This is a genomic window from Streptomyces sp. NPDC127108 (assembly GCF_042677545.1).
Lineage (GTDB): Bacteria > Actinomycetota > Actinomycetes > Streptomycetales > Streptomycetaceae > Streptomyces.
This window is the reverse complement of the sequence record NZ_JBHXTE010000010.1, coordinates 98664-122214: the sequence shown is the minus strand read 5'-3', so window position 1 is coordinate 122214 and position 23551 is coordinate 98664. Positions and strand designations below refer to the sequence as shown.

Below are 23551 nucleotides of genomic sequence, written 5' to 3'. Positions count from 1 at the left end.
GGCGATTGAGGACGAGCCCGAAGGGCGACAACCACCCACGACCTGCACGGTCGCACGCACAGGCGCCCTAGAAAACCGACTCCGCCTCGTCCATGCGGTCCTTCGGGACCGTCTTCAGCTCGGTGACCGCCTCGGCGAGCGGCGCCATCACGATGTCCGTGCCGCGCAGCGCCGTCATGTGCCCGAAGTCCCCGCGGTGCACGGCCTCCACGGCATGCCAGCCGAACCGAGTGGCGAGCACCCGGTCATACGCCGTCGGCGTGCCCCCGCGCTGGACGTGGCCGAGGATGACCGGCTTGGCCTCCTTGCCGAGGCGGCTCTCCAGCTCGAAGGCGAGGGCGGTGCCGATGCCCTGGAAGCGCTCGTGGCCGAACTGGTCGATGGCGCCCTTGCCGTAGTTCATCGTGCCGTCGGCGGGGTGCGCGCCCTCGGCGACGCAGATCACGGCGAACTTCTTGCCGCGCGCGAACCGCTCCTCGACCATCTTGACCAGGTCGGCCGGGTCGAAGGGCCGCTCGGGCAGGCAGATGCCGTGGGCGCCGCCGGCCATGCCGGACTCCAGGGCGATCCATCCCGCGTGCCGGCCCATGACCTCGACGACCATGACGCGCTGGTGGGACTCGGCGGTGGTCTTCAGGCGGTCCATCGCCTCGGTGGCGACGCCGACGGCGGTGTCGAAGCCGAAGGTGCGGTCCGTGGAGGAGATGTCGTTGTCGATGGTCTTGGGCACGCCGACCACCGGCACTCCGGCGTCCGACAGCATCTTCGCGGCCGTCAGGGTGCCCTCGCCGCCGATCGGGATGAGCGCGTCGAAGCCGCTCTTCTCGATGAGTTCCTTGGCGTTGTCGCAGGCGGCGCGGAAGCGGGCGCGCTCCAGGCGGGAGGAGCCGAGGATGGTTCCGCCGCGGGAGAGGATGCCGCTGACCGCGTTCAGGTCGAGGGTGCGGTAGCGGCCGTCCAGCAGGCCCGCGTATCCGTCCTCGAAGCCGATGACCTCGTCGCCGTAGTTCGTGACCGCTCGGTGCACGACCGACCGGATCACTGCGTTGAGGCCCGGGCAGTCGCCGCCCGCGGTGAGAATTCCGATACGCATCGCGCTGTGTCTCCTGCTCGCTGTTGATACTTGTGAGCCGATCCGATTGTTCCACGGCCCCAGCGGGGCCGCCGCCCGTCGCCGCTCTGCGACTTAGCCAGCCGCAGAGGTATTGTCAAGAGGGCACAGCCAACAATATCGGGTGTATTTCGGCGCTGCCGGAGCTGCCCTTCCCCCGCCTCACCAGGCAAGACAGCCAAGCCGGCCGGCCGGCGACGACAGCGACGAAACGGAGAGCACGCGTGACGCGCAGCGTGTACGTGACCGGGATCGACCGGGGCGACGGCCGCCAGGTCGTCGAGCTGGGAGTCATGGAGCTCCTGACCCGTCAGGTCGACCGCGTGGGCGTCTTCCGCCCGCTCGTCCACGACGGACCCGACCGCCTCTTCGAGCTGCTCCGCGCCCGCTACCGGCTCGCGCAGGACCCCGCGTCCGTGTACGGCATGGACTACCACGAGGCGTCCGCGCTGCAGGCCGAGAAGGGCACCGACGAGCTGGTCTCCCAGCTCGTCGACCGCTTTCACGCCGTCGCCCGCGCGTACGACGTGGTCCTGGTCCTCGGCACCGACTTCGCCGCCACCCAGCTCCCCGACGAGCTGGCGCTGAACGCCCGGCTCGCGAACGAGTTCGGCGCCTCGGTCCTGCCCGTGGTCGGCGGCAAGGACCAGACCGCCGAGTCGGTGCGCGCCGAGACCCACAACGCCTACCGCGCCTACGACAGCCTCGGCTGCGACGTCCTCGCGATGGTCACCAACCGGGTCGCCCCGGCCGACCGCGCCGAGATACACGAGCGCCTGGCCGCCCGCCTCCCGGTGCCCTGCTACGTCCTGCCGGACGAGCCCGCGCTCGCCGCGCCGACCGTCGCGCAGATCACCCACGCCCTCGGCGGCAAGGTGCTCCTCGGCGACGACTCGGGCCTGGCCCGCGACGCCCTCGACTTCGTCTTCGGCGGCGCCATGCTGCCGAACTTCCTGAACGCCCTGACCCCGGGCTGTCTGGTCGTGACCCCCGGCGACCGCGCCGACCTGGTCGTCGGCGCCCTCGCCGCGCACAGCGCCGGGACGCCGCCCATCGCGGGCGTCCTGCTGACCCTGAACGAGCAGCCGGGCCCGGAGATCCTGCGCCTGGCCGACCGGCTCGCGCCGGGCACGCCCGTGGTCGCCGTGACCGGAGGGTCCTTCCCGACGGCGCAGGAGCTGTTCGCCCTGGAGGGCAAGCTCAACGCGGCGACGCCGCGCAAGGCGGAGACCGCGCTCGGCCTCTTCGAGCGGTACACCGACACCGCGGACCTCCTGAAGCGCCTGTCCGTGTTCGGCAGCGACCGGCTCACGCCGATGATGTTCGAGCACAAGCTCCTGGAGCGGGCCCGCGCCGACCGCCGCCGCGTCGTCCTCCCCGAGGGCACCGAGGAGCGCGTGCTGCGCGCCGCCGACGTGCTCCTTCGCCGCGGCGTCTGCGACCTGACCCTGCTCGGCCCGGTGGAGACGATCCGCAAGAAGGCCGCGGACCTCGGCGTCGACCTCGCCGACTCGCAGCTCATCGACCCCCAGGCCTCGGAGCTGCGGCAGGGCTTCGCCGAGGAGTACGCGCGCCTTCGCGCCCACAAGGGCGTGACGGTCGAGCTGGCGTACGACGTGGTGGCGGACGTGAACTACTTCGGCACGCTGATGGTGCAGGGCGGTCTGGCCGACGGCATGGTGTCGGGCTCCGTGCACTCGACGGCGGCGACGATCCGGCCTGCCTTCGAGATCATCAAGACGAAGCCGGACGCGTCCATCGTCTCGTCGGTCTTCTTCATGTGCCTGGCCGACAAGGTCCTCGTGTACGGCGACTGCGCGGTCAACCCGGACCCGAACGCCGTCCAGCTCGCGGACATCGCCGTGCAGTCGGCCGCGACCGCCGACCAGTTCGGCGTCGAGCCGCGCATCGCGATGCTGTCGTACTCCACCGGCACCTCCGGCTCTGGCGCCGACGTCGACAAGGTCCGCGAGGCCACCGAGCTGGTGCGCGAGCAGCGCCCGGACCTGAAGATCGAGGGCCCGATCCAGTACGACGCGGCCGTCGAGCCGTCGGTCGCGGCCACCAAGCTGCCGGGCTCCGACGTCGCGGGCCAGGCCAGCGTGCTGATCTTCCCCGACCTGAACACCGGCAACAACACCTACAAGGCCGTGCAGCGCTCGGCCGGCGCGATCGCCGTCGGCCCGGTCCTGCAGGGCCTGCGCAAGCCCGTGAACGACCTGTCCCGCGGCGCGCTCGTCCAGGACATCGTCAACACGGTCGCCATCACGGCCATCCAGTCCCAGTCCCCGGGTCAGGCCAAGCCCCAGTCCCCCACCGAGAAGGCAATCCCCCAGTGAGCTCGTCCCGTGTCCTCGTCCTCAACTCCGGCTCGTCGTCGGTGAAGTACCAGCTGCTCGACATGGCGGACAGCAGCCGTCTGGCCGTGGGCCTCGTCGAGCGCATCGGCGAGGAGACCTCCCGGCTGAAGCACACCCCGCTGACGGGTGACGGCGCCGAGCGCGAGCGCACCGGGCCGATCGCCGACCACGAGGCCGCCCTGAAAGCCGTCGCCGCGGAGCTGGCCGCGGACGGGCTCGGCCTGGACTCGCCGGAGCTGGCCGCGATCGGCCACCGCGTCGTGCACGGCGGCAAGCACTTCACCGAGCCGACGGTCGTGGACGACGCCGTGCTCGCCGAGATCGAGCGCCTGATCCCGGTGGCCCCGCTGCACAACCCGGCCAACCTCACCGGCATCCGCACGGCCCGGGCGCTGCGCCCCGACCTGCCCCAGGTCGCCGTCTTCGACACCGCCTTCCACACGACGATGCCGGAGGCCGCGGCCCGCTACGCCATCGACGTGGAGACCGCCGACCAGCACCGCGTGCGCCGGTACGGCTTCCACGGCACCTCGCACGCGTATGTGTCGCGGACGACCGCGGAGCTGCTCGGCAAGGCCCCCGAGGACGTGAACGTCATCGTGCTGCACCTCGGCAACGGCGCGTCCGCGTCCGCCGTGCGCGGCGGCCGGTGCGTGGACACCTCCATGGGCCTGACGCCTCTTGAGGGTCTGGTGATGGGCACCCGGTCGGGAGATCTGGACCCGGCCGTCATCTTCCATTTGGCGCGTGTCGGCGGACTGTCCATCGACGAGATCGACACTCTTCTCAACAAGAAGAGCGGCCTTATCGGACTGTGCGGCGACAACGACATGCGGGAGATCCGCCGCCGCATCGACGAGGGCGACGAACAGGCACGTCTCGCCTTCGACATCTACATTCACCGGCTGAAGAAGTACATCGGCGCCTATTACGCGGTTCTCGGCCGGGTGGACGCGATCGCGTTCACGGCGGGTGTCGGGGAGAACGCGGCGCCGGTGCGCGCGGCCGCCGTCGCGGGCCTGGAGGAGCTCGGCCTCGCGGTGGACGGCGAGCTGAACTCCGTACGGAGTGACGAGCCGCGGCTGATCTCGCCCGAGTACGCCCGGGGGAAGGTCGCCGTCGTACCGACCGACGAGGAACTGGAAATCGCCGCACAGACTTATGCACTGGTCGGGCGGCATTGACAGCGCTCCGCGGCGTGGGCAACTGAGCACCGACCCGCCCATTTGTATCTTCCGCCAGATGGAATATTCCGAAGCGAAACAAACCGATAGGATCGCCCCCATGCGCCGTTCCAAAATCGTTTGCACGCTGGGCCCCGCCGTCGACTCCGAAGATCAGCTCGTTTCGCTGATCGAAGCCGGAATGAACGTGGCCCGCTTCAACTTCAGCCACGGCACGCACGCCGAGCACCAGGGCCGGTACGACCGCGTCCGGGCCGCGGCGGAGCGCACGGGCCGCGCGATCGGCGTCCTCGCCGACCTGCAGGGCCCGAAGATCCGTCTGGAGACCTTCGCCGAGGGCCCCGTCGAGCTGGTGCGCGGTGACGAGTTCACCATCACCACCGAGGACGTGCCCGGCGACAAGTCGATCTGCGGCACGACCTACAAGGGCCTGCCCGGCGACGTCTCCAAGGGCGACCAGGTCCTCATCAACGACGGCAACGTCGAGCTGCGCGTCGTCGAGGTCGCCGGGCCGCAGGTGAAGACGATCGTGGTCGAGGGCGGCGTCATCTCCGACCACAAGGGCATCAACCTGCCCGGCGCGGCCGTGAACGTCCCCGCCCTGTCCGAGAAGGACATCGAGGACCTGCGGTTCGCGCTGAAGATGGGCTGCGACATGGTCGCGCTGTCCTTCGTCCGCGACGCCGACGACGTCAAGGACGTCCACAAGGTGATGGACGAGGAGGGCCGCCGGGTCCCCGTCATCGCCAAGGTGGAGAAGCCGCAGGCGGTGGCGAACATGGAGGGCGTCGTCGCGGCCTTCGATGCCGTCATGGTGGCGCGCGGCGACCTGGCCGTGGAGTATCCGCTGGAGAAGGTCCCGATGGTGCAGAAGCGCCTCGTGGAGATGTGCCGCCGCAACGCCAAGCCGGTGATCGTCGCGACCCAGATGATGGAGTCGATGATCACCAACTCCCGCCCCACGCGCGCCGAGGCGTCCGACGTCGCCAACGCGATCCTGGACGGCGCGGACGCGGTGATGCTGTCGGCCGAGTCCAGCGTGGGCGCGTACCCGATCGAGACCGTCAAGACGATGTCGAAGATCGTCAAGGCGGCCGAGGAGGAGCTGCTCGCCAAGGGCCTGCAGCCGCTGGTCCCGGGCAAGAAGCCGCGCACGCAGGGCGGTTCGGTGGCCCGCGCCGCCTGCGAGATCGCCGACTTCCTCGACGGCAAGGCCCTGGTCGCCTTCACCAAGTCCGGTGACACCGCCCGCCGTCTGTCCCGCTACCGCGCGGCCCAGCCGATCCTCGCCTTCACCACCGACACCAGCACCCGCAACCAGCTCGCCCTGAGCTGGGGCGTCGAGGCGCACGTCGTGCCGCACGTGGACAACACGGACGCGATGGTCGAGCTGGTCGACGCCGAGGTGCTCAAGCTCCAGCGCTACAACGACGGCGACACCATGGTCATCACGGCCGGTTCGCCCCCCGGCATCCCCGGCACCACCAACATGGTCCGCGTCCACCACCTGGGTGGCGGCGACCGCGACTGAGCCACGGGTCCGCGGTCCGGCTCCCCGACCAGATCCGGACCGGGACCCGTTTTCTTCCGTACGGCACCGAGGGCGCCCCCTGCGACAGGGGGCGCCCTCCGGTGTTCGACGTGCCGCGGCTCCCGGAACGGGTCCCGGGCTCAGTCGGTGATCGACTGGTGCAGGCCGGGGATGGTGAGTTCACCGCCGAACTGGCCCGCCTGCTGGACCTTCACGTTGGTGAAGTAGATCAGCGGCAGATTGAGCGGCGGCGGATGCTCCGGGTCGAACGTGATCGGGATCAGACCGAAGAGGTTGCCCGAGATCCGCTCCGTGTACATCGTCGTGTCGCCGTTGCGGATCGTGGACGTGGAGCCCTTGGCGGCCTGGACGTGGTACTTCTTGCCGTTCGGGCTCTCGACGATCTGGTGCAGGTCGCCGATGTCCGTGCCGCCGCTGATGATGTACTTCAGCGCCTGCTTGGTCCGGCCGTCGGGCATCTTCAGGTTCACGACGCCCTTGTAGTCCGCGCCCTTCAGGAGCAGCGAGCTGGCCTCAAGGTGCCACGGCTGGTTCGGGATCGGCGCGGGCGACTGCTCGTCGTCACCGTCGACCTTCTTCTCCACCACGCACGGGAACGGCTTCTTGCCGTCCTCGTCCGGCGCCATCGGGTCCTTGGACTCCTCCGGGTCGGCCTCGTCGTCCTTGCCCTCGGCCTTGTCCTTGGCCTTCTCCGCCGCCTTCTCGGCCTTCTCCGCGACCTCGTCGGCCTTCTCGGCGGCGTCCTTCAGCCGGTCCTCGGCCTTGTCCGCGGTGTCCTTGAGGCCGTCCTTCGCCTTGCCGAGGGTGTCGTCGACGGGCTTGGTGGCCCTGTCGCCGTCGTCGGAGTCCTTGGCGTCGTCGTCCGAGGAGCCCGAGGACTTCTCGTCGCCCGACTCCTCCTTCGCCGCCCTCTCCTCCTGGGCCTTCTCCTCCTGCGCCTTCTTCTCCTCCGGCGTCAGGATGTCCTTGATGGCGTCGCCGAGGCCCAGCGGGTCCAGCGGGTTCCTGGGCTTGTCGGGGGCGGGCTCGTCGGCCGCGTCCTCGTCGCCCTTGTCGCTGCCCCCGGAACCCTTGCCGGAGTCGGCGTCACCGGACGAGCCGGACCCGGAGGCGTCCTCGTCCGCGTCGCCGCCGCCCGAGGGCTTCGACGTACCGGACCCGTCCGAGGACTTGTCGCCGGACTTGTCGCCGTCCTCGCCGTCGGCCTTCTCCTTGGCCTCGTCGGCCTTCTTGCGCGCGGCCTCGGCCTTCGCCTCGGCCTCCTTCGCGGCCTTCTCCTTGGCGTCCTGCTCGTCCTTGGCGTCCTTCTCGGCGTCCTTGGACTGCTCGTCCGGCGCCGTGACGCAAGGGCCGTCCCGGAAGGGGTTCTTGGGCACGCCCGGCTTCGCCTGCGCGAGCTGCGGGGTCAGGCCCATGCCCATCAGTACGGCGGTGGGCATGGCCGCGAGGGCTATCGCCTTCCCCGCGGGGACGTGCAGCCGGGTCAGCAGTGGCTTCTTCGGGGCCGCGTGCCGCGGCCCCGTTCTCACCCGGGACGTGTCCGCATCAGTCCCGCGGCGCGCCTCGTCAGCCGGCACGGTTCCTCCCGTTCGTCCCGTTCATCGGGCTCGTTCCTGAGAAGTCGTCGGTCGCACCGCCCGCCTCCGGTACGGGTCCGTTCGCGGCCCCCGCGGCCGCGGGCTCCGGAGCCCCGTCGTCGGATCCCCCGGCGTCCGGCGTCCTCGCGCCTCGCCTGGAGCGCTTCTCGGGCTTGAACGGCATCCAGGAGACACCGAGCGCACCACCGATGAGGGCGAGCAGGAAGCCCATGACGAAGCCGCCGAAGTTGGACACCACCAGGGAGACCAGGGCGAGCAGAATCGCCGCGACGCCCGCGAACACGCGGGACATCGGCTGGAACCACATGGTCAGGCCGAGCACGACCAACAGCACGCCGATGATCAGCGATCCGGCACCGGCGGTGGTCGCCATCCGGATGGTCATCGTGCCCAGGGTGAGGTTCGCATAGGGGAAGTACATGATCGGGATGCCGCCGAGCAGTGTCAGCAGTCCACCCCAGAACGGGCGCTGACCGCGCCACCCTCGGAACGATTGGCGCATCCGGCCAAGCCTGTTGCCAAGGCCCACTTGCGCTTCGGCGCTCATGTCGTACAGCTCCTCGGGTATGGCGTTTTGTTCTGTGTGTGCGGATTCGGGCACGGGGACGGCTGGTTGAAGTGAGTCACGGCGCCCCCGCGCCCGGCCGTTTCAGCGCGACAAGTGCCTCAGTAGCACTCGTGCTTGCCCTTCTTGACCGACATGCCGAGGCCAGAGAGCTTGAAGGTGCCCGCCGTGGTCGCCCACGCGCGCTGCTTCACATCCGTGAAGCGGACCTTGTCGGCCTGCTGCGCGAACGAGTCCGGGACGTACTTGTCGCCCTTGGCCGGACCCGGTCCCTTCGTCGTGCGGTCGATCGAGACACCGATGTCGACGTTGGTGAAGGTCGCGTTGGCCCTCAGGTCGTCGGCGTCGATGTACAGCTTCTTCGCCTCGACCCTCGGGCTGCCCTTGCCACCGGCCTTGAGGACCATCGACACATCGCCGAAGACCGGAACCGGGACGACCACGGACTGGCAGAGGTTGGTGATCTTCGCCGATTCCATGCCGACGACGGCGACCGGGTGGTTACCCGACTTGCCGCTGTCCATCCCGCCGTACTGGACGAATCCCGTACCGTCGAGCTGATCCGCGGTCACCTTGAACTGCTGACCGGACACACTGAACGATGCCGCGAGCGCACCCTGCGAGAGGGCCACGCCTATCGCGGCCGTCGCCGCGACGCTCGGCACCATGACCACGGCGAACCGCTTCCATCTGGTTCCGCCACGAGCCACGGACTCCATGACTTTCCTCCTTCTCGGACGTACATCTCCGGCCCTGACTGCTCCCGTTCGGGCGGCTCAGCCGGGCAGGGATGGGAGAAGTGCTACGTCCTCGGTAGGGAGAGCGCCCGCGTAGAGGGGCGCGCAGCGCGCCTCGATCACCGGCGATCACCCCCGAGCGACAACCACTGGTCGCGCCTGACGCATCACGCACAACCTTGCCGGACAGGCCCTGCCGGAACCGGCAGAGACCCCCCTGTCCCAGACCGGCGACGGCGTCGCCGGCCTGCCCGGTGGGGACCCAGAATTCCCGTCTCCCGATTGGCTGTCGGGCTGCGGGCAATGGACCGAGCGTGGCCGATCGTGGTGCATTCTCGTCGTCCGCACAAGGGGGTTCGTTACTCGCTGGTAACGGCCGGATAACCGACCCGGCACCGCCCGGCATCGGTCAACGACAGACGGTGGCCCCAACAGGCCGCCAACATCGGGAGATTGACACGCATAGACGGACAGATCACCGCCGCGCTCTTACTCCAAGTAACAGTGGCCGCGTTTGCCAAGATTCGGCAAAACGCGGCCACTGTGACGCTGCCTCGACAGACTTTTCACTTGCGCACCACGGCCCGTTGCGCATTACCACTGGTCAGCGAACGGGGCGGGGCAAATCCGACAGATTGCCGGGGTGTTGCCAGGGGGTGGGACCCAAGGGCCCCCGCCCACCGGCCAGTCGGTCGATCAGCCGGTCGATCGGTCAGTCGGCGATCAGGGCGATCAGAAGAGCACCCGGGCGAGCGCCGTACGCGCCGCCGTCACGCGGGGGTCGTCGGCGCCGACGACCTCGAAGAGTTCGAGCAGCCGCAGCCGCGCGGCCTCCCGGTCCTCACCCGCGGTGCGCCGGACCGTTTCGACCAGGCGCCCGAAGGCATCCTCGACATGGCCGCCGACCAGGTCCAGGTCGGCCGCGGCGATCTGCGCCGCCGCGTCACCGGGCTTCTCCGCGGCGTCCTTGCGGACCACGGCGGGGTCCAAGTCCTGCACCCGGCGCAGCAGTTCCGCCTGGGCGAGGCCGAGCTTGGCCTCGGTGTTGCCGGGGTCGTCGCTGAGCACGTTCTTGTACGCCTGGACGGCGCCGCCGAGGTCGCCCGCGTCCAGGGCCTGGACGGCCGCTTCGAGCAGGGCGTCGTAGGGGCCCGCCGGGGCCTCGGGGGCGGCCTGCGGCTCGTCGCCGGAGGCGTTCGGGTCGACGACCAGGCCGGTCAGGCCGAAGCGCTCCTCGCCGACCTGGATCAGCTGGTCCAGGGTCTGGCGGATCTGCGCCTCGGGGGCCGCGCCCTGGAAGAGCGGCAGGGCCTGGCCCGCCACCACCGCGAAGACCGCCGGGATGCCCTGCACCCCGAACTGCTGCATCAGCATCTGGTTCGCGTCGACGTCGATCTTCGCGAGGACGAACCGGCCGTTGTACTCCTGCGTCAGGCGCTCGAGGAGCGGGCTGAGCTGCTTGCACGGCTCGCACCACTCGGCCCAGAAGTCGATGACGACCGGCACTTCGGTGGAGCGCTGCAGGACGTCCCGCTCGAAACCCGCCTCGTCGACGTCGATGACGAGACTCGCGGGAGAGACACCGGCGCCCGCGCCGGGGCCGCCCTGCCGGGCCGCTTCGGCGCGCGCCTGCTCCGCCTTCGCCTTGGCCTCCTGGGCCGCCTTCACCGCGGCGAGGTCGACGACTCCGCTCATGGACATGTTCCGTGGCTGCATGAGTACATCCTCCCCCAAGCCGCGCGGGAACCGTGCCGGTCCGCGGCTCCCCGCCGGATTGCGGTGCCTTGGGCCGAACCGATTCGCCTGTTCCTCCGGGTCCCGAGGAGGACCGTGGGTCTCGCGGGGTCCCCACCCCGCGCTGTGGTTGCCGCCCGATGGGCGGTGAGGCTCGCTCGCAGCGGTCTGCCGCCGTACGCGGCTTTCGCTACGGCTCGTAGCGTAACTGGAGGACCCGGGGCGCGGCAGCGGACGTAACGTGATCTGCCTCACTCGACGCTGGCCACACTGGTCATACTGGCCGGTATGGTCGCGGGCATGCAGAGCCGCAACACACCGCCGACGCGCGCCGGGGGCCGACCCCGCAGCACCGAGGCGGACACCGCCATCCTCGAGGCGACCCGGCAGGCCCTGGTCGACCTCGGCTGGACCAAGCTGACCCTGGGTGACGTGGCCACCCGGGCGGGGGTCGCCAAGACCACGCTCTACCGGCGCTGGGCCGGCAAGAGCGAGCTGGTCGTGGACGCGGTGGCCGAGCTCTTCGACGAGCTGGAGCTGCCCGACAGCGGCAGCCTGGCCACGGACATCGAGGGAGTGGTGCTGCAGTTCGCCGCGTTGCTCGGGCGCCCCGAGACGAAGACCGCGCTGATGGCCGTCGTCGCCGAGTCCACCACGGACGAGCCCCTGCGCGAACGCATCCGCGCGTCCATCGTCGACCGCCAGAAGCGCCTCGTCCTCGCGGGCCGCGCCCGCGCCCAGGACCGCGGCGAACTCCCCGTGGAACCGGACCCCACCACCGCGGCCCGCACCGCCGACCTCATCTTCGACGTGATCGCCGGCGCGGTCGTCCACCGGGCCCTGGTCAGCGCCGAACCGGTCGACGCGGAGTGGGCCCGCCGCTTCACGTGGCTGGTCCTGGGCGGCCTCTCGGCGGTTTCTGGCCGGGGGCCCGAACCGGGAACTCCGGTGCCCGCCCACGACGGGGCTCCGTAGGACGGGGGTTCTCTCCCACCCGCCGGCCCGGCACCCTCAGCCCCGCCGGGGGCACCCCCGATCGGCGCTCCGCGCCTCGTCCTCAAACGCCGGACGGGCTGAAATACAGCCGGGGCGGGCCGGAAAGGTGCCGAGGCGGTTCGGGGAGGCTCTGCGGCGTGAGCCGTTTCGGGGCTGAAGGTGCCGGGCTGTTGCTCAGCTGGTGCGAGTTCGGGCGGGTGGGTGGGAGAAAGCCTGTCCGGCGTTTGAGGACGAGGCGCGGAGCGCCGATTCGGCGGAGGACCGTCCCACCCGCACGGGACACCCACCCCCGGGCGGGGGCGGCTAGACCTGGTACGTGTGGGCCGCGAAGAGGGCGAGGTTGTCGGCGACCCAGGCCGAGGTGCGGGAAAGGCCCTCGCGGAGGGGGACCTGGGGCTGCCAGCCGGTGAGTTCGCGCGCGCGGGAGTTGTCGGAGACGAGGCGTTCCACCTCACTGCCCGCGGGGCGCATCCGGGAGGGGTCGGTGACGACGACGGCGTCGCGACCGCTCGCGGTGATGAGTTCCTGAGCAAGGTCCCCGATGGAGATCTCCCGGCCGACGCCGAGGTTGACCACCTGGCCGACGGCGGCGTCGTGCTCCGCCACGGCGAGGAACCCGCGCGCGGTGTCGGTGACGTAGGTGAAGTCCCGGGTGGGCGTGAGCGAACCCAGCTTGATCTCCCGGGCCCCGGCGTGGAGTTGGGCGAGGATCGTGGGGATGACCGCGCGGGCGGACTGCCGCGGGCCGTAGGTGTTGAAGGGCCGCACGACGGCGACGGGCAGTTCGAAGGCGTGCCAGTGGGACAGCACGGTCATGTCGGCGCCGATCTTCGACGCGGAGTACGGCGACTGCGGCTGGAGGGGGTGGCTCTCGCTGATGGGAACGGTCAGCGCGGTCCCGTACACCTCACTGGTGGACGTGTGGACGAGTCGGCGTACGGAGTGCCGACGGCAGGCCTCGGCGATGTTCTCCGTACCGACGACGTTGGTCTGCACGTACGCGCCCGGAGAGTCGTAGGAGTACGGGATCCCGATGAGCGCGGCGAGGTGGAAGACGGTGTCGCAGCCGTCGACGGCGTCCATGACGCGCCCGGCGTCGCGCACGTCACCGGCGACGAACTCGACGCGCGGGTCCCCGGCGAGATGCGCGAGGTGCCCCTTGTCGCCGTACGGCTTGTAGTGCACGAAGGCGCGGACCTTCGCGCCGCGTTCGAGGAGCAGGTCGACGAGCGTGGAGCCGATGAAGCCCTCGGCGCCGGTGACGAGGACGGTGCGGTCGTGCCAAGAGAAGTCCGCGAAGGGGGCGGTGGGGGTGGGGGTGTTCGAGGTAGGGGTGTTCATGCCGCGTACTCCAGGTGATCGGTGGGGTGGGTGAGGCGCAGGACCCGCTCGGCGAGCAGGTCGGCGGCGCGGGCGTGCGGCCCGGGATCCGCGGCTCCGCTCATCGCGGTGAGCCGCGCGGGCTCGGCGAGCAGCGGTTCGAGGAGCGCGGCGAGCCGGTCGGCGGTGGTCTCGGCGTCGGGCAGGAGCAGCCCGGCGCCCGCGTCGGAGAGGACCCGCGCGTTGTGGGTCTGGTGGTCGCCGGGGGCGTGCGGGTAGGGCACGAGGACGGCGGGCACACCGGTCGTGGCGAGTTCGGCGACGGTGGCGGAGCCCGCACGGCAGACGACGAGGTCGGCGGCGGCGTAGGCGAGGTCCATCCGGTCGAGGTAGGGCACGGCACGGCCGACTGAGTCCCCGCCCTCGTGCGCGAGCCGCCGCCGCGTCTCCTCCAGCGCGGCCGGACCGGTCTTGATCAGCAGCGACACGTCACCGCGCCACCGCCAGCGCGCGGCGAGCCCGAGCGCCGCCTCGGTGAGCCGGGCGGCGCCGAGGCTGCCGCCGTTGAAGAGCACGAGGCGCGCCCCTTCGGGCACTCCGAGGGTGCGCCGGGCCTCGGCGCGCAGCGCGTCCCGGTCGAGGGTGGCGAGCGCGGCGGCGATGGGCATGCCGGTGGTGGTGGCGCGGTCGCCGCCGGGCAGATGGGCGCGGCTGCGGTCGAAGGCGACGGCGATGTTCGGGGTGAGGCGGGCGGCGAAGCGGTTGGCGCGGCCGGGCACCGCGTTGGACTCGTGGATGAGGCTGGGAAGGCCTGCCATGCGGGCGCCGACGATGACGGGGGCGCTCGGGTAGCCGCCCATGCCGACGGCGACCTGCGCGCCCTGGTCGCGCAGGATGGCCCGGCACTGGGCGCCGGACTTCACCAGGGCGGCGGGCAGCAGATAGCGGCGGGCGCCGAGGGACGGGTCGAAGGGGATCATGTCGACGGTGTGCAGCCGGTACCCGGCGTCGGGGATGAGCCGGGTCTCCAGGCCGCGCTCGGTGCCCACGAAGGAGATCACCGCGTCCGGCACGGCCCGGCGCAGGGCGTCGGCGAGGGCGAGGCCCGGATAGATGTGGCCGCCGGTGCCGCCCGCGCCGATCACGACGGACAGCGGCCTGTACGTGTGGGTCGCCGCGGCGCGGGCCGCGGCGGGAGTGACGGGAGTTCTCATGACGCCGGAGCTTCGCGACCCGTCCTAAGAGGGTTTTAAGAGCCGCATTTGGCACCTTTGGACCATGAGCCGGTTCACGAACCCCGTCACTCCCGCCCCGGGAGGCCCCGCATGACCCCCTCGGCCTCCTTGCCCTCCGGAGCGCCCGCCAAGGTCCTCGTCGTCGACGACGACCCGGAGGTGCGCGCCGCCGTCGAGGACGCGCTGGCCGTCGAGGGCCACCACGTGCGCGGCGCCGCCGACGGCCACCGCGCCCTGACGGCGGTGGCCCGGTGGGAGCCGGACCTCCTCGTCCTCGACGTGCTGATGCCGGTGCTCGACGGCCTCGCCGTGTGCCGCAGGCTGCGCGCGGCGGGCGACCGCACCCCCGTGCTCGTCCTGACGGCCCTGGACTCGGTGAGCGACCGCGTCGACGGCCTCGACGCGGGGGCCGACGACTACCTGGTCAAGCCCTTCGCCCTGGACGAGCTGGTCGCCCGCGTCCGCGCGCTGCTTCGCCGCGCCGCCCCCGACCAGGCCGCGCCCGGCCATGACGCCGACGACCTGTCGTACGGCGATCTGACGCTGGACGCGGGCACCCGCACCGGCGTGCGCGCCGGGCGCCGCATCGAGTTCAGCCGCACCGAGGCCACGCTCCTCGAACTGCTCCTGCGCAACGCCGGGCAGGTCCTCCCACGCGAGCTGATCCAGGAGTCGGTGTGGGGCCGTGACTTCGGTCCGGACTCCAACTCCCTTGCCGTGTACGTCGGTTATCTGCGCCGCAAGCTGGAGTCCGGCGGCGAGGCGCGGCTCGTGCACACCGTGCACGGCGTGGGCTACCGGTTCGGCTCGCCGTGAGCACGCCACGCACCGCTCCCGGTACGCCCGGCGCCCACCGCTCCCGGCGCGGCCTCGGGGGACGCTGGCGGCGGCGCCGTCCGCTGCGCACGCGCCTCGCGGTGGCCGCGTCCGCCGCGGTGGCGGTGGTCGCGATCTGCGTCTGCACGGCGTCGTTCTTCGTCCTGCGCTACAAGCTGTACCAGCAGCTGGACCAGAACCTGGCCCAGTCCGCGACGCTGGCCGCGCAGGAGCACCGCTCCGAGGAGCGGGACTACGGCGTGCTCGCGGGCGAGTGCCGCTTCCTGGGTGCTCCGGCCTGCGCGCAGGTCGTGCCCGCCGCCGCGGCCGACGACCCGGGGAAGCCGTACCTGCTGCCCGTGAGCCGCTCCACGCGCCAGGTCGCCGCGGGCGAGCTGTCCCCCTACTACTCGAACTTCACCCTCCCCAACGGCAAGCCGGGCCGCATGTTCACCACCACCTACGGCAAGGGTGTGGCCGTGCAGGTGGCGCTGCGCGCCGACATCGCCGAGCGCGGGGTACGGCAGACGGCCGTGATCCTGTCGGTGGTGGGCGGCGCGGGCGTGCTCCTGTCCGCGCTCGGCGGCTACTGGGTGTCCCGCACCGGCCTCGCGCCCGTCGCGCGTCTGACCGCGACGGCGGAGCGCATCGCGTCGACCCGGGACGCCCGGCACCGCATCGAGCTGCCGCCCGGGCCGCCCGACGGACGCGGCGAGGACGAGGTGACGCGGCTCGCCACGGCCTTCAACACGATGCTCGGTGAGCTGGAGGACTCGGTCACGGCGCGCCGCCGGCTCGTCGCCGACGCCTCCCACGAACTCCGTACGCCGCTGACGTCGCTGCGTACGAACGCGGAACTCCTCGCCCGCGCCGACCGCCTGACGGCGGAACAGCGGGACCGCGCCTCGGCCGCGCTCGGCCGTCAGCTGCGTGAAGTCACCGGCATGGTCAACGACTTGATCGAGCTGGCCCGCGACGAGGAGCCGCAGCCGCTCTTGGAGGAGGTGCGGGTCGCCCCGCTGGTCGAGCACGTCGTGAACGCGGCGCGCGAGCACTGGCCCGCGATCGTCTTCACCTACGACACCGCGCCCGACGCGGCCGCCCGCATCCTGCCCGGGGTGCCGTCCCGCCTCTCCCGCCTCGCCACCAACCTCCTGGACAACGCGGCAAAGTTCAGCCCGCCAGGGGCAACCGTCGAAGTCTCCCTGACCACCACCGGCCTCGCCGTCCGCGACCACGGCCCCGGCATCGCCCCGGAGGACCTCCCCCACGTCTTCGACCGCTTCTACCGCGCCGAGAAGGCCCGCGCCCTGCCCGGCTCCGGCCTCGGCCTGGCCATGGCGCGCCAGATCGCCCGGGCCCACGGCGCGGAACTGACGGCGGAACACGCGCCCGGCGGGGGCGCGTTGTTCCGTGTTACGTGGCCTACCTAGAGCCCGGCCTTCACACCGTCGACGAAGTCGGCGAACGCGGAGGCGGGGACGGTGAGGACGGGGCCGTCGGGGTGCTTGGAGTCGCGGATGGGGACTATGCCGCGTGCGGCTACGAGGTTGACGGCGAGCTCTATGCAGGCGCCGCCGTTGTCACTGTAGGAGGACTTGAACCAGAGGGGCGATGCGGTCGTCACGAGATGCCCTTTCGTAACTGGTCGAGCATGGCCATGGATGCCGCCTGAGATGGGGCTTCGGCCTGTAGCAGATGGTAGGACCTCAACAGGGGTAGAACGAATGTGCTGTCCCGCTCCAGATGGCCTCGTTGGGCAGATTCGGCGTATGACACCAGCGAGCGGTCGGGCAGCGTCAGGAGGTACACCGGCAAGTTGAACGGGCGCCGAGCCCCCATGTCGAACGGCACCACCTGAAGCACCGTGTTCGGCATCTCGGCGAACTCAAGAAGCCGGGCGAACTGTGCCCGCATGACGGCGGGTTCGCCGATCGGGCGACGGATGCAACTCTCGTCCAGCATGGCGAAGATCAGCGGTGGCGGGGTCCGGACGAGCGCGGCCTGCCGCTCCGCCACGAGGTTGATCCGCTCCTCCGCCTGCTCGTCGGTGATGGCTCCCCGTTTGAGCGCACCCTGCGCCAGCACCGTCGCGTACTCCGGCGTCTGGAGCAGCCCAGGCATGACGCCCACCTCGTAGAGCCGGATCTCCGCAGCCTCCGCCTCATGGTCCACGAACTGCGGAAACCCCTCCAGCAGGCCCGCGTTCCGCACCACGCGCCAGGCGCGCTCGAACGTGTCCTCGGCGCCGAAAGCCACATCCGCCCTGCGGGCGAGACGCAAGGTTGGCATCTTTCGTCCAGTTTCGATGGACGAGAGGTGCGTACTCGAATACCCCATGCGTTCGGCAAGCTCGTCCTGGGTCCAGCCGCGCTCCTCGCGCCAACTGCGCAGACGCGCCCCGAAGGCGGCTTTCGGCGAACTGTCCGGGTCCAACTCCTTGCGGTTGACCAACTTTTCCTCCCCAGCGTCCACGTTGAATGGTCTACCCACGGTAGGCCACGCTGAAGACCCTTGGTAGTGGAACCGCTACGGAGAGGTACCACCATGCGCGACGCCCCGCCCACGGGCACCCTCGTACGAGACGTGTCCCGCGACCTGATCGGCGAGTTCCGGGGAGAGTGGTGCGGACTCTGGTCCCTGCGCCCGGCGACCGGCGGGCGGGAGTGGACCGTTGCGCCCGAGCACGTCGAACCGGCCACGCCCGCACAACAGTTGAGCGCCGGGACCGCGAGGGCGAACGCGCGCAGCCGGGGTGAGCTGCTGTGATCGCGTACCGGCCCGGGGCGGTGGCCTACGACCGGGCGTACGGGATGCCGGGCACCGTGCGGCAGACGGACGGCGCGTTCGTCGTCCTGGACCGGCCGACGGGCATGACGTGGCGGGTCCACTACCGCCACCTGCGCCCGGCCACGGCCTGGGAGCGGCGCCAACTCCTCGCGCTGGCACGGCTGCACGCGCAGCGCCTGCGGGGCATCGGCCGGGCGGGGCGGCGGCACGCGTAAGCGCGGCCGCCCCGCGGGGCGCGAGCGGGCTAGAAGCCCGGCGGCTCCACGTACACGCCCCACTCGTCCCGCAGCACCCCGCAGATCTCCCCGAGGGTGGCCTCCGCGCGGACCGCGTCCAGCATGGGGGCGATCATGTTGGAGCCGTCGCGGGCGGCGGCGAGCATCGCGTCGAGGGAGGACCGGACCTGGGCGTCGTCGCGCCGGCCCTTGCGGTCGGCGAGCACGCGCACCTGCTCGCGCTCCACCTCATGGCTGACGCGGAGAATCTCCAGGTCACCGGTCACGGAGCCGTGGTGGGCGTTGACGCCGACGACTCGCTTGTCGCCCTTCTCCAGGGACCGCTGGTACTGGAAGGCGGACTCGGCGATCTCGCCGGTGAACCAGCCGTCCTCGATGCCGCGCAGGATGCCGGAGGTGATGGGCCCGATGGGGTGCTGCCCGTCGGGGTGCGCCCGCCGCCCCCGCTCCTTGATCTGCTCGAAGATCTTCTCGGCGTCGGCCTCGATGCGGTCGGTGAGCTGCTCGACGTACCAGGAACCGCCGAGGGGGTCGGCCACATTGGCCACCCCGGTCTCCTCCATGAGGACCTGCTGGGTGCGCAGCGCGATCTCGGCGGCCTGCTCGCTGGGCAGGGCGAGGGTCTCGTCGAGGGCGTTGGTGTGCAGGGAGTTGGTGCCGCCGAGGACGGCGGCGAGGGCCTCCACGGCGGTGCGTACGACGTTGTTGTACGGCTGCTGCGCGGTGAGCGAGACCCCGGCCGTCTGGGTGTGGAAGCGGAGCCACTGGGCCTTGTCCGTCTTGGCGCCGTACACGTCCTTCATCCAGCGGGCCCAGATCCGGCGGGCGGCACGGAACTTGGCGATCTCCTCGAAGAAGTCGACGTGGGCGTCGAAGAAGAAGGAGAGGCCGGGGGCGAAGACGTCGACGTCGAGGCCACGGCTCAGGCCCAGCTCCACATAGCCGAAGCCGTCCGCGAGGGTGTACGCCAGCTCCTGCGCGGCCGTCGCCCCGGCCTCACGGATGTGGTACCCGGAGACGGAGAGCGGCTTGTACGCGGGGATGTCGCGTGCGCAGTGCTCCATCAGGTCGCCGATGAGGCGCAGGTGGGGCTCGGGCTCGAAGAGCCACTCCTTCTGCGCGATGTACTCCTTGAAGATGTCGGTCTGGAGCGTGCCGTTCAGGACGCCCGGGTCGACGCCCTGCCGCTCGGCGGCGACCAGGTACATGCAGAAGGCCGGGACGGCGGGGCCGCTGATCGTCATCGACGTCGTGACGTCGCCGAGCGGGATGTCCTTGAACAGGACCTCCATGTCGGCGGCGGAGTCGATGGCGACGCCGCAGTGGCCGACCTCGCCGAGGGCGCGCGGGTCGTCGGAGTCGCGGCCCATGAGCGTCGGCATGTCGAAGGCGACGCTCAGGCCGCCGCCGCCGGCGGCGAGGATCATCTTGTACCGCTCGTTCGTCTGCTCGGCGTTGCCGAAGCCCGCGAACTGGCGGATCGTCCACGTACGCCCGCGGTATCCCGTGGGGTACAGGCCGCGCGTGAACGGATACTCGCCGGGCCATCCGATGCGCTCGAAGCCCTCGTAGGTGTCCCCGGGCCGGGGCCCGTAGGCAGGCTCGACCGGGTCACCGGAGAGCGTCGTGAAATCGGCGTCGCGCTTCTTCGCGGCGTCGTACCGGGCCTGCCAGCGGCGGCGGCCCTCTTCGATGGCGTCAGCGTCCATGCCACCCAATTTACTTGGACGTCCTAGTAAATGTCGATGGCCAACCGCCACGGACACGCCGTGGCGGGGGTGCGGCGCGGGTTCCTCAGGCCTTGGCGAGGGGGGTCGCGGGGTCCGTGATCAGCGGCTCGACCTCGCGGACGACGTTGCGCTCGACGAAGAAGGCGGCCGTGGGAATGGTGCCGGACACCAGCACCCAGAGCAGCTTGCCGAACGGCCACTTCGCCTTGGAGCCGAGGTCGAAGGCGAAGACCAGGTAGATGATGAAGAGGACGCCGTGGATCTGGGAGACCGCGAGCGTCAGGCCCTCGCCCTTGTCGAAGCCGTACTTGACCACCATGCAGACGCACAGGATCAACAACATGACGGCGGTGACGTAGGCCATTACCCGATAGCGGGTCAGCACGCTGCGTTTCATGGCTACGAGCGTAGCCCGCTCCCCCACGCGATCTTCAGCTGCCCCTTTTCCCCGACGACGAGGGCCGAAATCCAGCCCGTCCGGCGTTTGAGGACGAAGCCCGAAGGGCTGACAAAGGGGGACAGGGGCGCAGCCCCATAGGGCTAACCGTCGAAGTCCTGCGCAGCAACCCGCAGGGGCCGCAACATCGCAAAAATGTCCCCGCACTCCTCCGCGTCGTAGACGCCGAGCCCGAAGTCCATCGCCATCAGCTCCCGCGTCGCCTCCTCGACGACCTCGCGCCCCTTGTCCGTGATGGACGCGAGCGTGCCGCGCCCGTCGTTGGGGTTCGGCCGCTTGTCGACGAGCCCGGACCGGACCAGCCGGTCCACCGTGTTCGTGACGGACGTCGGGTGCACCATCAGCCGCTCGCCGATCTTGGACATCGGCAGCTCGCCCTCCTTGGAGAAGGAGAGCAGCACCAGGGCCTCGTAGCGCGCGAAGGTCAGTCCGTACGGCTTGACGACCGCGTCGACCTCGGCGAGCAGGATCTGGTGCGCGCGCATGATCGAGGTGATGGCGCCCATCGCGGGCACGGAACCCCAGCGCTGCTTCCAGAGTTCGTCGGCACGGGCGATGGGATCGAAGGGGAGACTGAGCGGCTTCGGCACAGCGTCGACCTTAGCCGCCGGTCACATACCGGTCAGCCCCAGTCTCAGAATTCGGCAGCCCGTTCGCCCCTCGCCGTCCTGTCGACCGGACCTCGCGCACGAGGAGCAGACAGCACACGGTGCCGAGCGCACCGGCGCCCGCGACCACCGTGCTGACGGCGAAGAACTCGGCGGCGAGCCCGGCGAGCGCCATGCCGACGCCCTGGAGGGTCATCAGGCCCGCCGTGTGCACGGTCATGGCGCGGCCGCGCAGCTCCGGCGGCACGGCGTCCACGAACCAGCGGTCGAGCCCGAGGGTGTACGCCGATCCGGCTCCGGCGAGGACGAGGGCGGGCAGCGCCCAGGCCAGGCCGGGCACGAAGGCGTACGCGAGCAGCGGGAGCAGGGTCGTCGCGGCCAGCGGCAGGACGATGCGGGAGCGGGTGGCGGGGGTGAGCGCGGAGCCCGCGTACACCTCGCCCGCGATGGTGCCGACGGGCATCGCGCACATCAGCAGGCCGACCCCGGCGGTGCCGACGCCGATCTGCTCCGCGTACGGGGCGGCGAGGGCCTCCGGGGCGACGACGAACATCGGGGGCGCCCAGAGCAGGAGCAGCAGCGCGCGCGTCCGCCGGTGCCCGAGGACCTCACGGGCACCGGCGAGCGAGTACCGCAGGAGCGCGGCCTCCCCGCCCCCGCTCCCCCGGTCGCCGCCCCGCGCGGGCCGCCGCTTCGTACCGGTCCGAAGGAGCAGCGCCGACGCGAGGAACGTCACCAGCGTGATGACGAGAGCCCCGCGCGGGGAGACGACGGTGAGCAGCACGCCCCCGAGCCCGAAGCCGACGAGGACGGCGCTCTGCGACACCATCCGCAGCAGCGAACGCCCGAGCACGAACAGGTCGCCGTCGCCGAGGACGTCGGTGAGCGTCGCCATCCGGGTGCCGTTGAACACCGGCGAGACGGCGGCGATCAGACAGCGGAGCGCGAGCAGCCCGGCGACCGGCGTCGCGGGCAGCGCCATCAGCGCGGCGCACCCGGCGCACACGAGGTCGCAGCCGACGAGGACCCGTCGCGGCGGATACCGGTCGGCGACCCCGGCGAACAGCGTCCCGCCCACGAGGTACGGCAGCATCCCCAGCGCGAACGCCAGCGCACTGAGCAACGGCGACCCGGTGAGGTCGTACACGAGCACCGTCAGAGCGATCTCACTGACGACGACCCCGAGCAACGACAACGCGTGCGCGACGAACACGACCCGGAACTCGCGGACGGCGAAGACCCGTCCGTACCCGCCTGTCGCCCGCCCGTCGTCCGGCGCCTCACCCCCGGCCCCCGCCGCACCCCTCTCCCCCGTTTCCCCCGTGCCCGCGCCCGTCGCCTCAGCCCCGTGTCCGTCGCTCATGCGCTCACCCTGGCGGGGCCCGGCGCCGGTCCCTAAAGTTTCGGCTCCGGCCGAATCTTCGGCGCCGACGGCACACGGGGGATGACGTCGACGGCGCGAGCGGCATGAGGTGAGGAGGACGGCCGTGCCCTTTGAGCTGCGGTTCGGGGAGGACGATCTGCTGCGGTGCCGGTTCGCCGTGTCGCCCTTGTGGGAGACGCAGGAGGCGGTGCGGACGCTGAAGCGGCGCGAGCGGCACGCGTACCACCCGGGGTGGCTGCGGCGGATCAAGGAGGCGGGGGCGGGACTCGATCTGGAGGCCGTCTGGCTGTTGATGCCGTCGCGCGGGCACAGCCCGGACTTCCTCGGGCCGCCGCCGCTCGGCCCGGCGACGGGGTTCGACGAGGAGATCGCGGCGGTGCGGGCGGCCGACCCCGATGCGGCCAGGGACGACATGGCGCAGGCCCTCGCGGAGACCCCGGGGGCGGCGGCGAGCCCGCTCGGACGGCATCTGCTCGACGACCCGGCGCGGGCGGTGCGGGAGCTGGCGGACGCCATGGAGGGCGCCTGGCACGCGCTGGTCGAGCCGTACTGGCCCCGGCTTCGTGCCCTGCTCGAAGCCGACGTGGCTTACCACTCCCGGCGCCTCGCCGAGGTCGGCCTCGGCGCCCTGCTGCCCGAGCTGGACCGCCGCCTGGCCTGGGACTCCGGGACGCTGACGGCGCAGTGGCGCGGGCGGCACGTACGGGACCTGGACGGGCGCGGCCTGGTCCTGATGCCCAGCGTCTTCAGCTGGCCGGACGTGATCAGCGGCTACGACCCGCCCTGGCAGCCGACGCTGGTGTACCCGGCCCGGGGCCTGGCCGGGCTGTGGAGCGCCCCGGCCGACCACGCCCCGGACGCCCTCACCCGCCTCCTCGGCCGCAACCGCGCGGCCGTCCTCATCGCTCTGGCCGAGCCCGCGGGCACCTCGGCCCTCGCCCACCGCCTGGCCCTGGCCCCGTCGTCGGTCTCGGCGCATCTGGCGGCGCTGCGGGACGCGGGCCTGCTGACCTCGCGCCGGTACGGGCACCAGGTCCTGTACGAGCGGACCCCGCTCGGGATCGCGCTCGCGGCGGGCGGCTGACCGTCGGCGCGGCACGGCTGTCGGCGGAGCGCCTGGACGCGGGCGGCTGACGGC

Annotated in this window: 22 protein-coding genes; 9 read left to right on the top strand and 13 right to left on the bottom strand. The window is 71.4% G+C overall.

The window, feature by feature from the left end; genetic code table 11:
- Window positions 1-67 precede the first annotated feature (67 nt).
- Complete coding sequence (locus ACFVHO_RS10975; RefSeq protein ID WP_190114274.1) at window positions 68-1093, bottom strand: ATP-dependent 6-phosphofructokinase; 1026 nt, start codon at window positions 1091-1093, stop codon at window positions 68-70.
- Window positions 1094-1335: 242 nt separating this feature from the next.
- Between ACFVHO_RS10975 and pta the strand changes: the two genes are divergently transcribed.
- From pta to pyk, 3 genes are all read left to right on the top strand, one after another.
- The gene (pta, locus tag ACFVHO_RS10970; protein WP_385712308.1) at window positions 1336-3450 is read left to right on the top strand and encodes a phosphate acetyltransferase; all 2115 of its coding nucleotides are present in this window, start codon (window positions 1336-1338) and stop codon (window positions 3448-3450) included.
- Window positions 3447-4655 (top strand): acetate kinase, encoded by a 1209-nt coding sequence (locus ACFVHO_RS10965; RefSeq protein ID WP_385712306.1) that lies wholly within the window; start codon window positions 3447-3449, stop codon window positions 4653-4655. The genes pta and ACFVHO_RS10965 overlap by 4 nt, the downstream gene beginning before the upstream one ends.
- 100 nt (window positions 4656-4755) lie before the next feature.
- Window positions 4756-6186, top strand: a complete 1431-nt coding sequence (gene pyk, locus ACFVHO_RS10960) for a pyruvate kinase (protein ID WP_385712304.1) — start codon at window positions 4756-4758, stop codon at window positions 6184-6186.
- Window positions 6187-6326: 140 nt separating this feature from the next.
- On the opposite strand, the gene ACFVHO_RS10955 is transcribed toward pyk, so the two are convergent.
- The 4 genes from ACFVHO_RS10955 to ACFVHO_RS10940 form a co-directional block, all read right to left on the bottom strand.
- Window positions 6327-7736: a hypothetical protein gene (locus ACFVHO_RS10955; RefSeq protein ID WP_385712302.1), complete on the bottom strand. Its 1410-nt coding sequence runs from the start codon at window positions 7734-7736 to the stop codon at window positions 6327-6329.
- A gap of 37 nt (window positions 7737-7773) precedes the next feature.
- A complete protein-coding gene (locus tag ACFVHO_RS10950) occupies window positions 7774-8352 on the bottom strand; it encodes a DUF6114 domain-containing protein (RefSeq protein ID WP_385712300.1) in 579 nt (192 codons plus the stop codon).
- 119 nt (window positions 8353-8471) lie between these two features.
- Entirely contained in the window at window positions 8472-9089 is a 618-nt protein-coding gene (locus ACFVHO_RS10945) for a DUF6230 family protein (protein WP_385712298.1), read from the bottom strand.
- Between the two features lie 750 nt (window positions 9090-9839).
- Window positions 9840-10823, bottom strand: a complete 984-nt coding sequence (locus ACFVHO_RS10940; protein WP_385712296.1) for a tetratricopeptide repeat protein — start codon at window positions 10821-10823, stop codon at window positions 9840-9842.
- A gap of 318 nt (window positions 10824-11141) precedes the next feature.
- Between ACFVHO_RS10940 and ACFVHO_RS10935 the strand changes: the two genes are divergently transcribed.
- Entirely contained in the window at window positions 11142-11816 is a 675-nt protein-coding gene (locus ACFVHO_RS10935) for a TetR/AcrR family transcriptional regulator (RefSeq protein WP_385712294.1), read from the top strand.
- A gap of 324 nt (window positions 11817-12140) precedes the next feature.
- Here ACFVHO_RS10935 and ACFVHO_RS10930 read toward each other — a convergent pair whose 3' ends face one another.
- Window positions 12141-13178, bottom strand: coding sequence for a GDP-mannose 4,6-dehydratase (locus ACFVHO_RS10930; RefSeq protein WP_385712293.1), 1038 nt, complete (start codon window positions 13176-13178; stop codon window positions 12141-12143).
- On the bottom strand, window positions 13175-14371 hold the full coding sequence (locus ACFVHO_RS10925; RefSeq protein ID WP_385712291.1) for a glycosyltransferase: 1197 nt from the start codon (window positions 14369-14371) through the stop codon (window positions 13175-13177). The genes ACFVHO_RS10930 and ACFVHO_RS10925 overlap by 4 nt, the downstream gene beginning before the upstream one ends.
- A gap of 111 nt (window positions 14372-14482) precedes the next feature.
- Between ACFVHO_RS10925 and ACFVHO_RS10920 the strand changes: the two genes are divergently transcribed.
- Both ACFVHO_RS10920 and ACFVHO_RS10915 read left to right on the top strand, forming a co-directional pair.
- Complete coding sequence (locus ACFVHO_RS10920) at window positions 14483-15208, top strand: response regulator transcription factor (protein ID WP_385712290.1); 726 nt, start codon at window positions 14483-14485, stop codon at window positions 15206-15208.
- Complete coding sequence (locus ACFVHO_RS10915) at window positions 15205-16641, top strand: sensor histidine kinase (protein ID WP_385712288.1); 1437 nt, start codon at window positions 15205-15207, stop codon at window positions 16639-16641. Before ACFVHO_RS10920 ends, ACFVHO_RS10915 begins: the two co-directional genes overlap by 4 nt.
- On the opposite strand, the gene ACFVHO_RS10910 is transcribed toward ACFVHO_RS10915, so the two are convergent.
- Window positions 16638-16835, bottom strand: coding sequence for a DUF397 domain-containing protein (locus tag ACFVHO_RS10910; protein WP_380847711.1), 198 nt, complete (start codon window positions 16833-16835; stop codon window positions 16638-16640). The genes ACFVHO_RS10915 and ACFVHO_RS10910 overlap by 4 nt on opposite strands.
- The gene (locus tag ACFVHO_RS10905; protein WP_385712286.1) at window positions 16832-17662 is read right to left on the bottom strand and encodes a helix-turn-helix domain-containing protein; all 831 of its coding nucleotides are present in this window, start codon (window positions 17660-17662) and stop codon (window positions 16832-16834) included. Before ACFVHO_RS10905 ends, ACFVHO_RS10910 begins: the two co-directional genes overlap by 4 nt.
- Before the next feature lie 93 nt (window positions 17663-17755).
- Between ACFVHO_RS10905 and ACFVHO_RS10900 the strand changes: the two genes are divergently transcribed.
- Both ACFVHO_RS10900 and ACFVHO_RS10895 read left to right on the top strand, forming a co-directional pair.
- Entirely contained in the window at window positions 17756-17977 is a 222-nt protein-coding gene (locus tag ACFVHO_RS10900) for a hypothetical protein (protein WP_385712284.1), read from the top strand.
- A complete protein-coding gene (locus ACFVHO_RS10895; RefSeq protein ID WP_380832042.1) occupies window positions 17974-18213 on the top strand; it encodes a hypothetical protein in 240 nt (79 codons plus the stop codon). Before ACFVHO_RS10900 ends, ACFVHO_RS10895 begins: the two co-directional genes overlap by 4 nt.
- Window positions 18214-18242: 29 nt before the next feature.
- Here ACFVHO_RS10895 and ACFVHO_RS10890 read toward each other — a convergent pair whose 3' ends face one another.
- From ACFVHO_RS10890 to ACFVHO_RS10875, 4 genes are all read right to left on the bottom strand, one after another.
- The gene (locus ACFVHO_RS10890; RefSeq protein WP_385712282.1) at window positions 18243-19943 is read right to left on the bottom strand and encodes a methylmalonyl-CoA mutase; all 1701 of its coding nucleotides are present in this window, start codon (window positions 19941-19943) and stop codon (window positions 18243-18245) included.
- A gap of 85 nt (window positions 19944-20028) precedes the next feature.
- Window positions 20029-20361 (bottom strand): DUF3817 domain-containing protein, encoded by a 333-nt coding sequence (locus tag ACFVHO_RS10885; RefSeq protein ID WP_385712280.1) that lies wholly within the window; start codon window positions 20359-20361, stop codon window positions 20029-20031.
- A gap of 143 nt (window positions 20362-20504) precedes the next feature.
- On the bottom strand, window positions 20505-21011 hold the full coding sequence (locus tag ACFVHO_RS10880) for a MarR family winged helix-turn-helix transcriptional regulator (RefSeq protein ID WP_385712278.1): 507 nt from the start codon (window positions 21009-21011) through the stop codon (window positions 20505-20507).
- 10 nt (window positions 21012-21021) lie between these two features.
- Complete coding sequence (locus ACFVHO_RS10875) at window positions 21022-22392, bottom strand: MFS transporter (RefSeq protein WP_385712276.1); 1371 nt, start codon at window positions 22390-22392, stop codon at window positions 21022-21024.
- A 124-nt stretch (window positions 22393-22516) separates the two neighbouring features.
- Between ACFVHO_RS10875 and ACFVHO_RS10870 the strand changes: the two genes are divergently transcribed.
- Entirely contained in the window at window positions 22517-23497 is a 981-nt protein-coding gene (locus ACFVHO_RS10870; protein WP_385712274.1) for a DUF5937 family protein, read from the top strand.
- Window positions 23498-23551 lie beyond the last annotated feature (54 nt).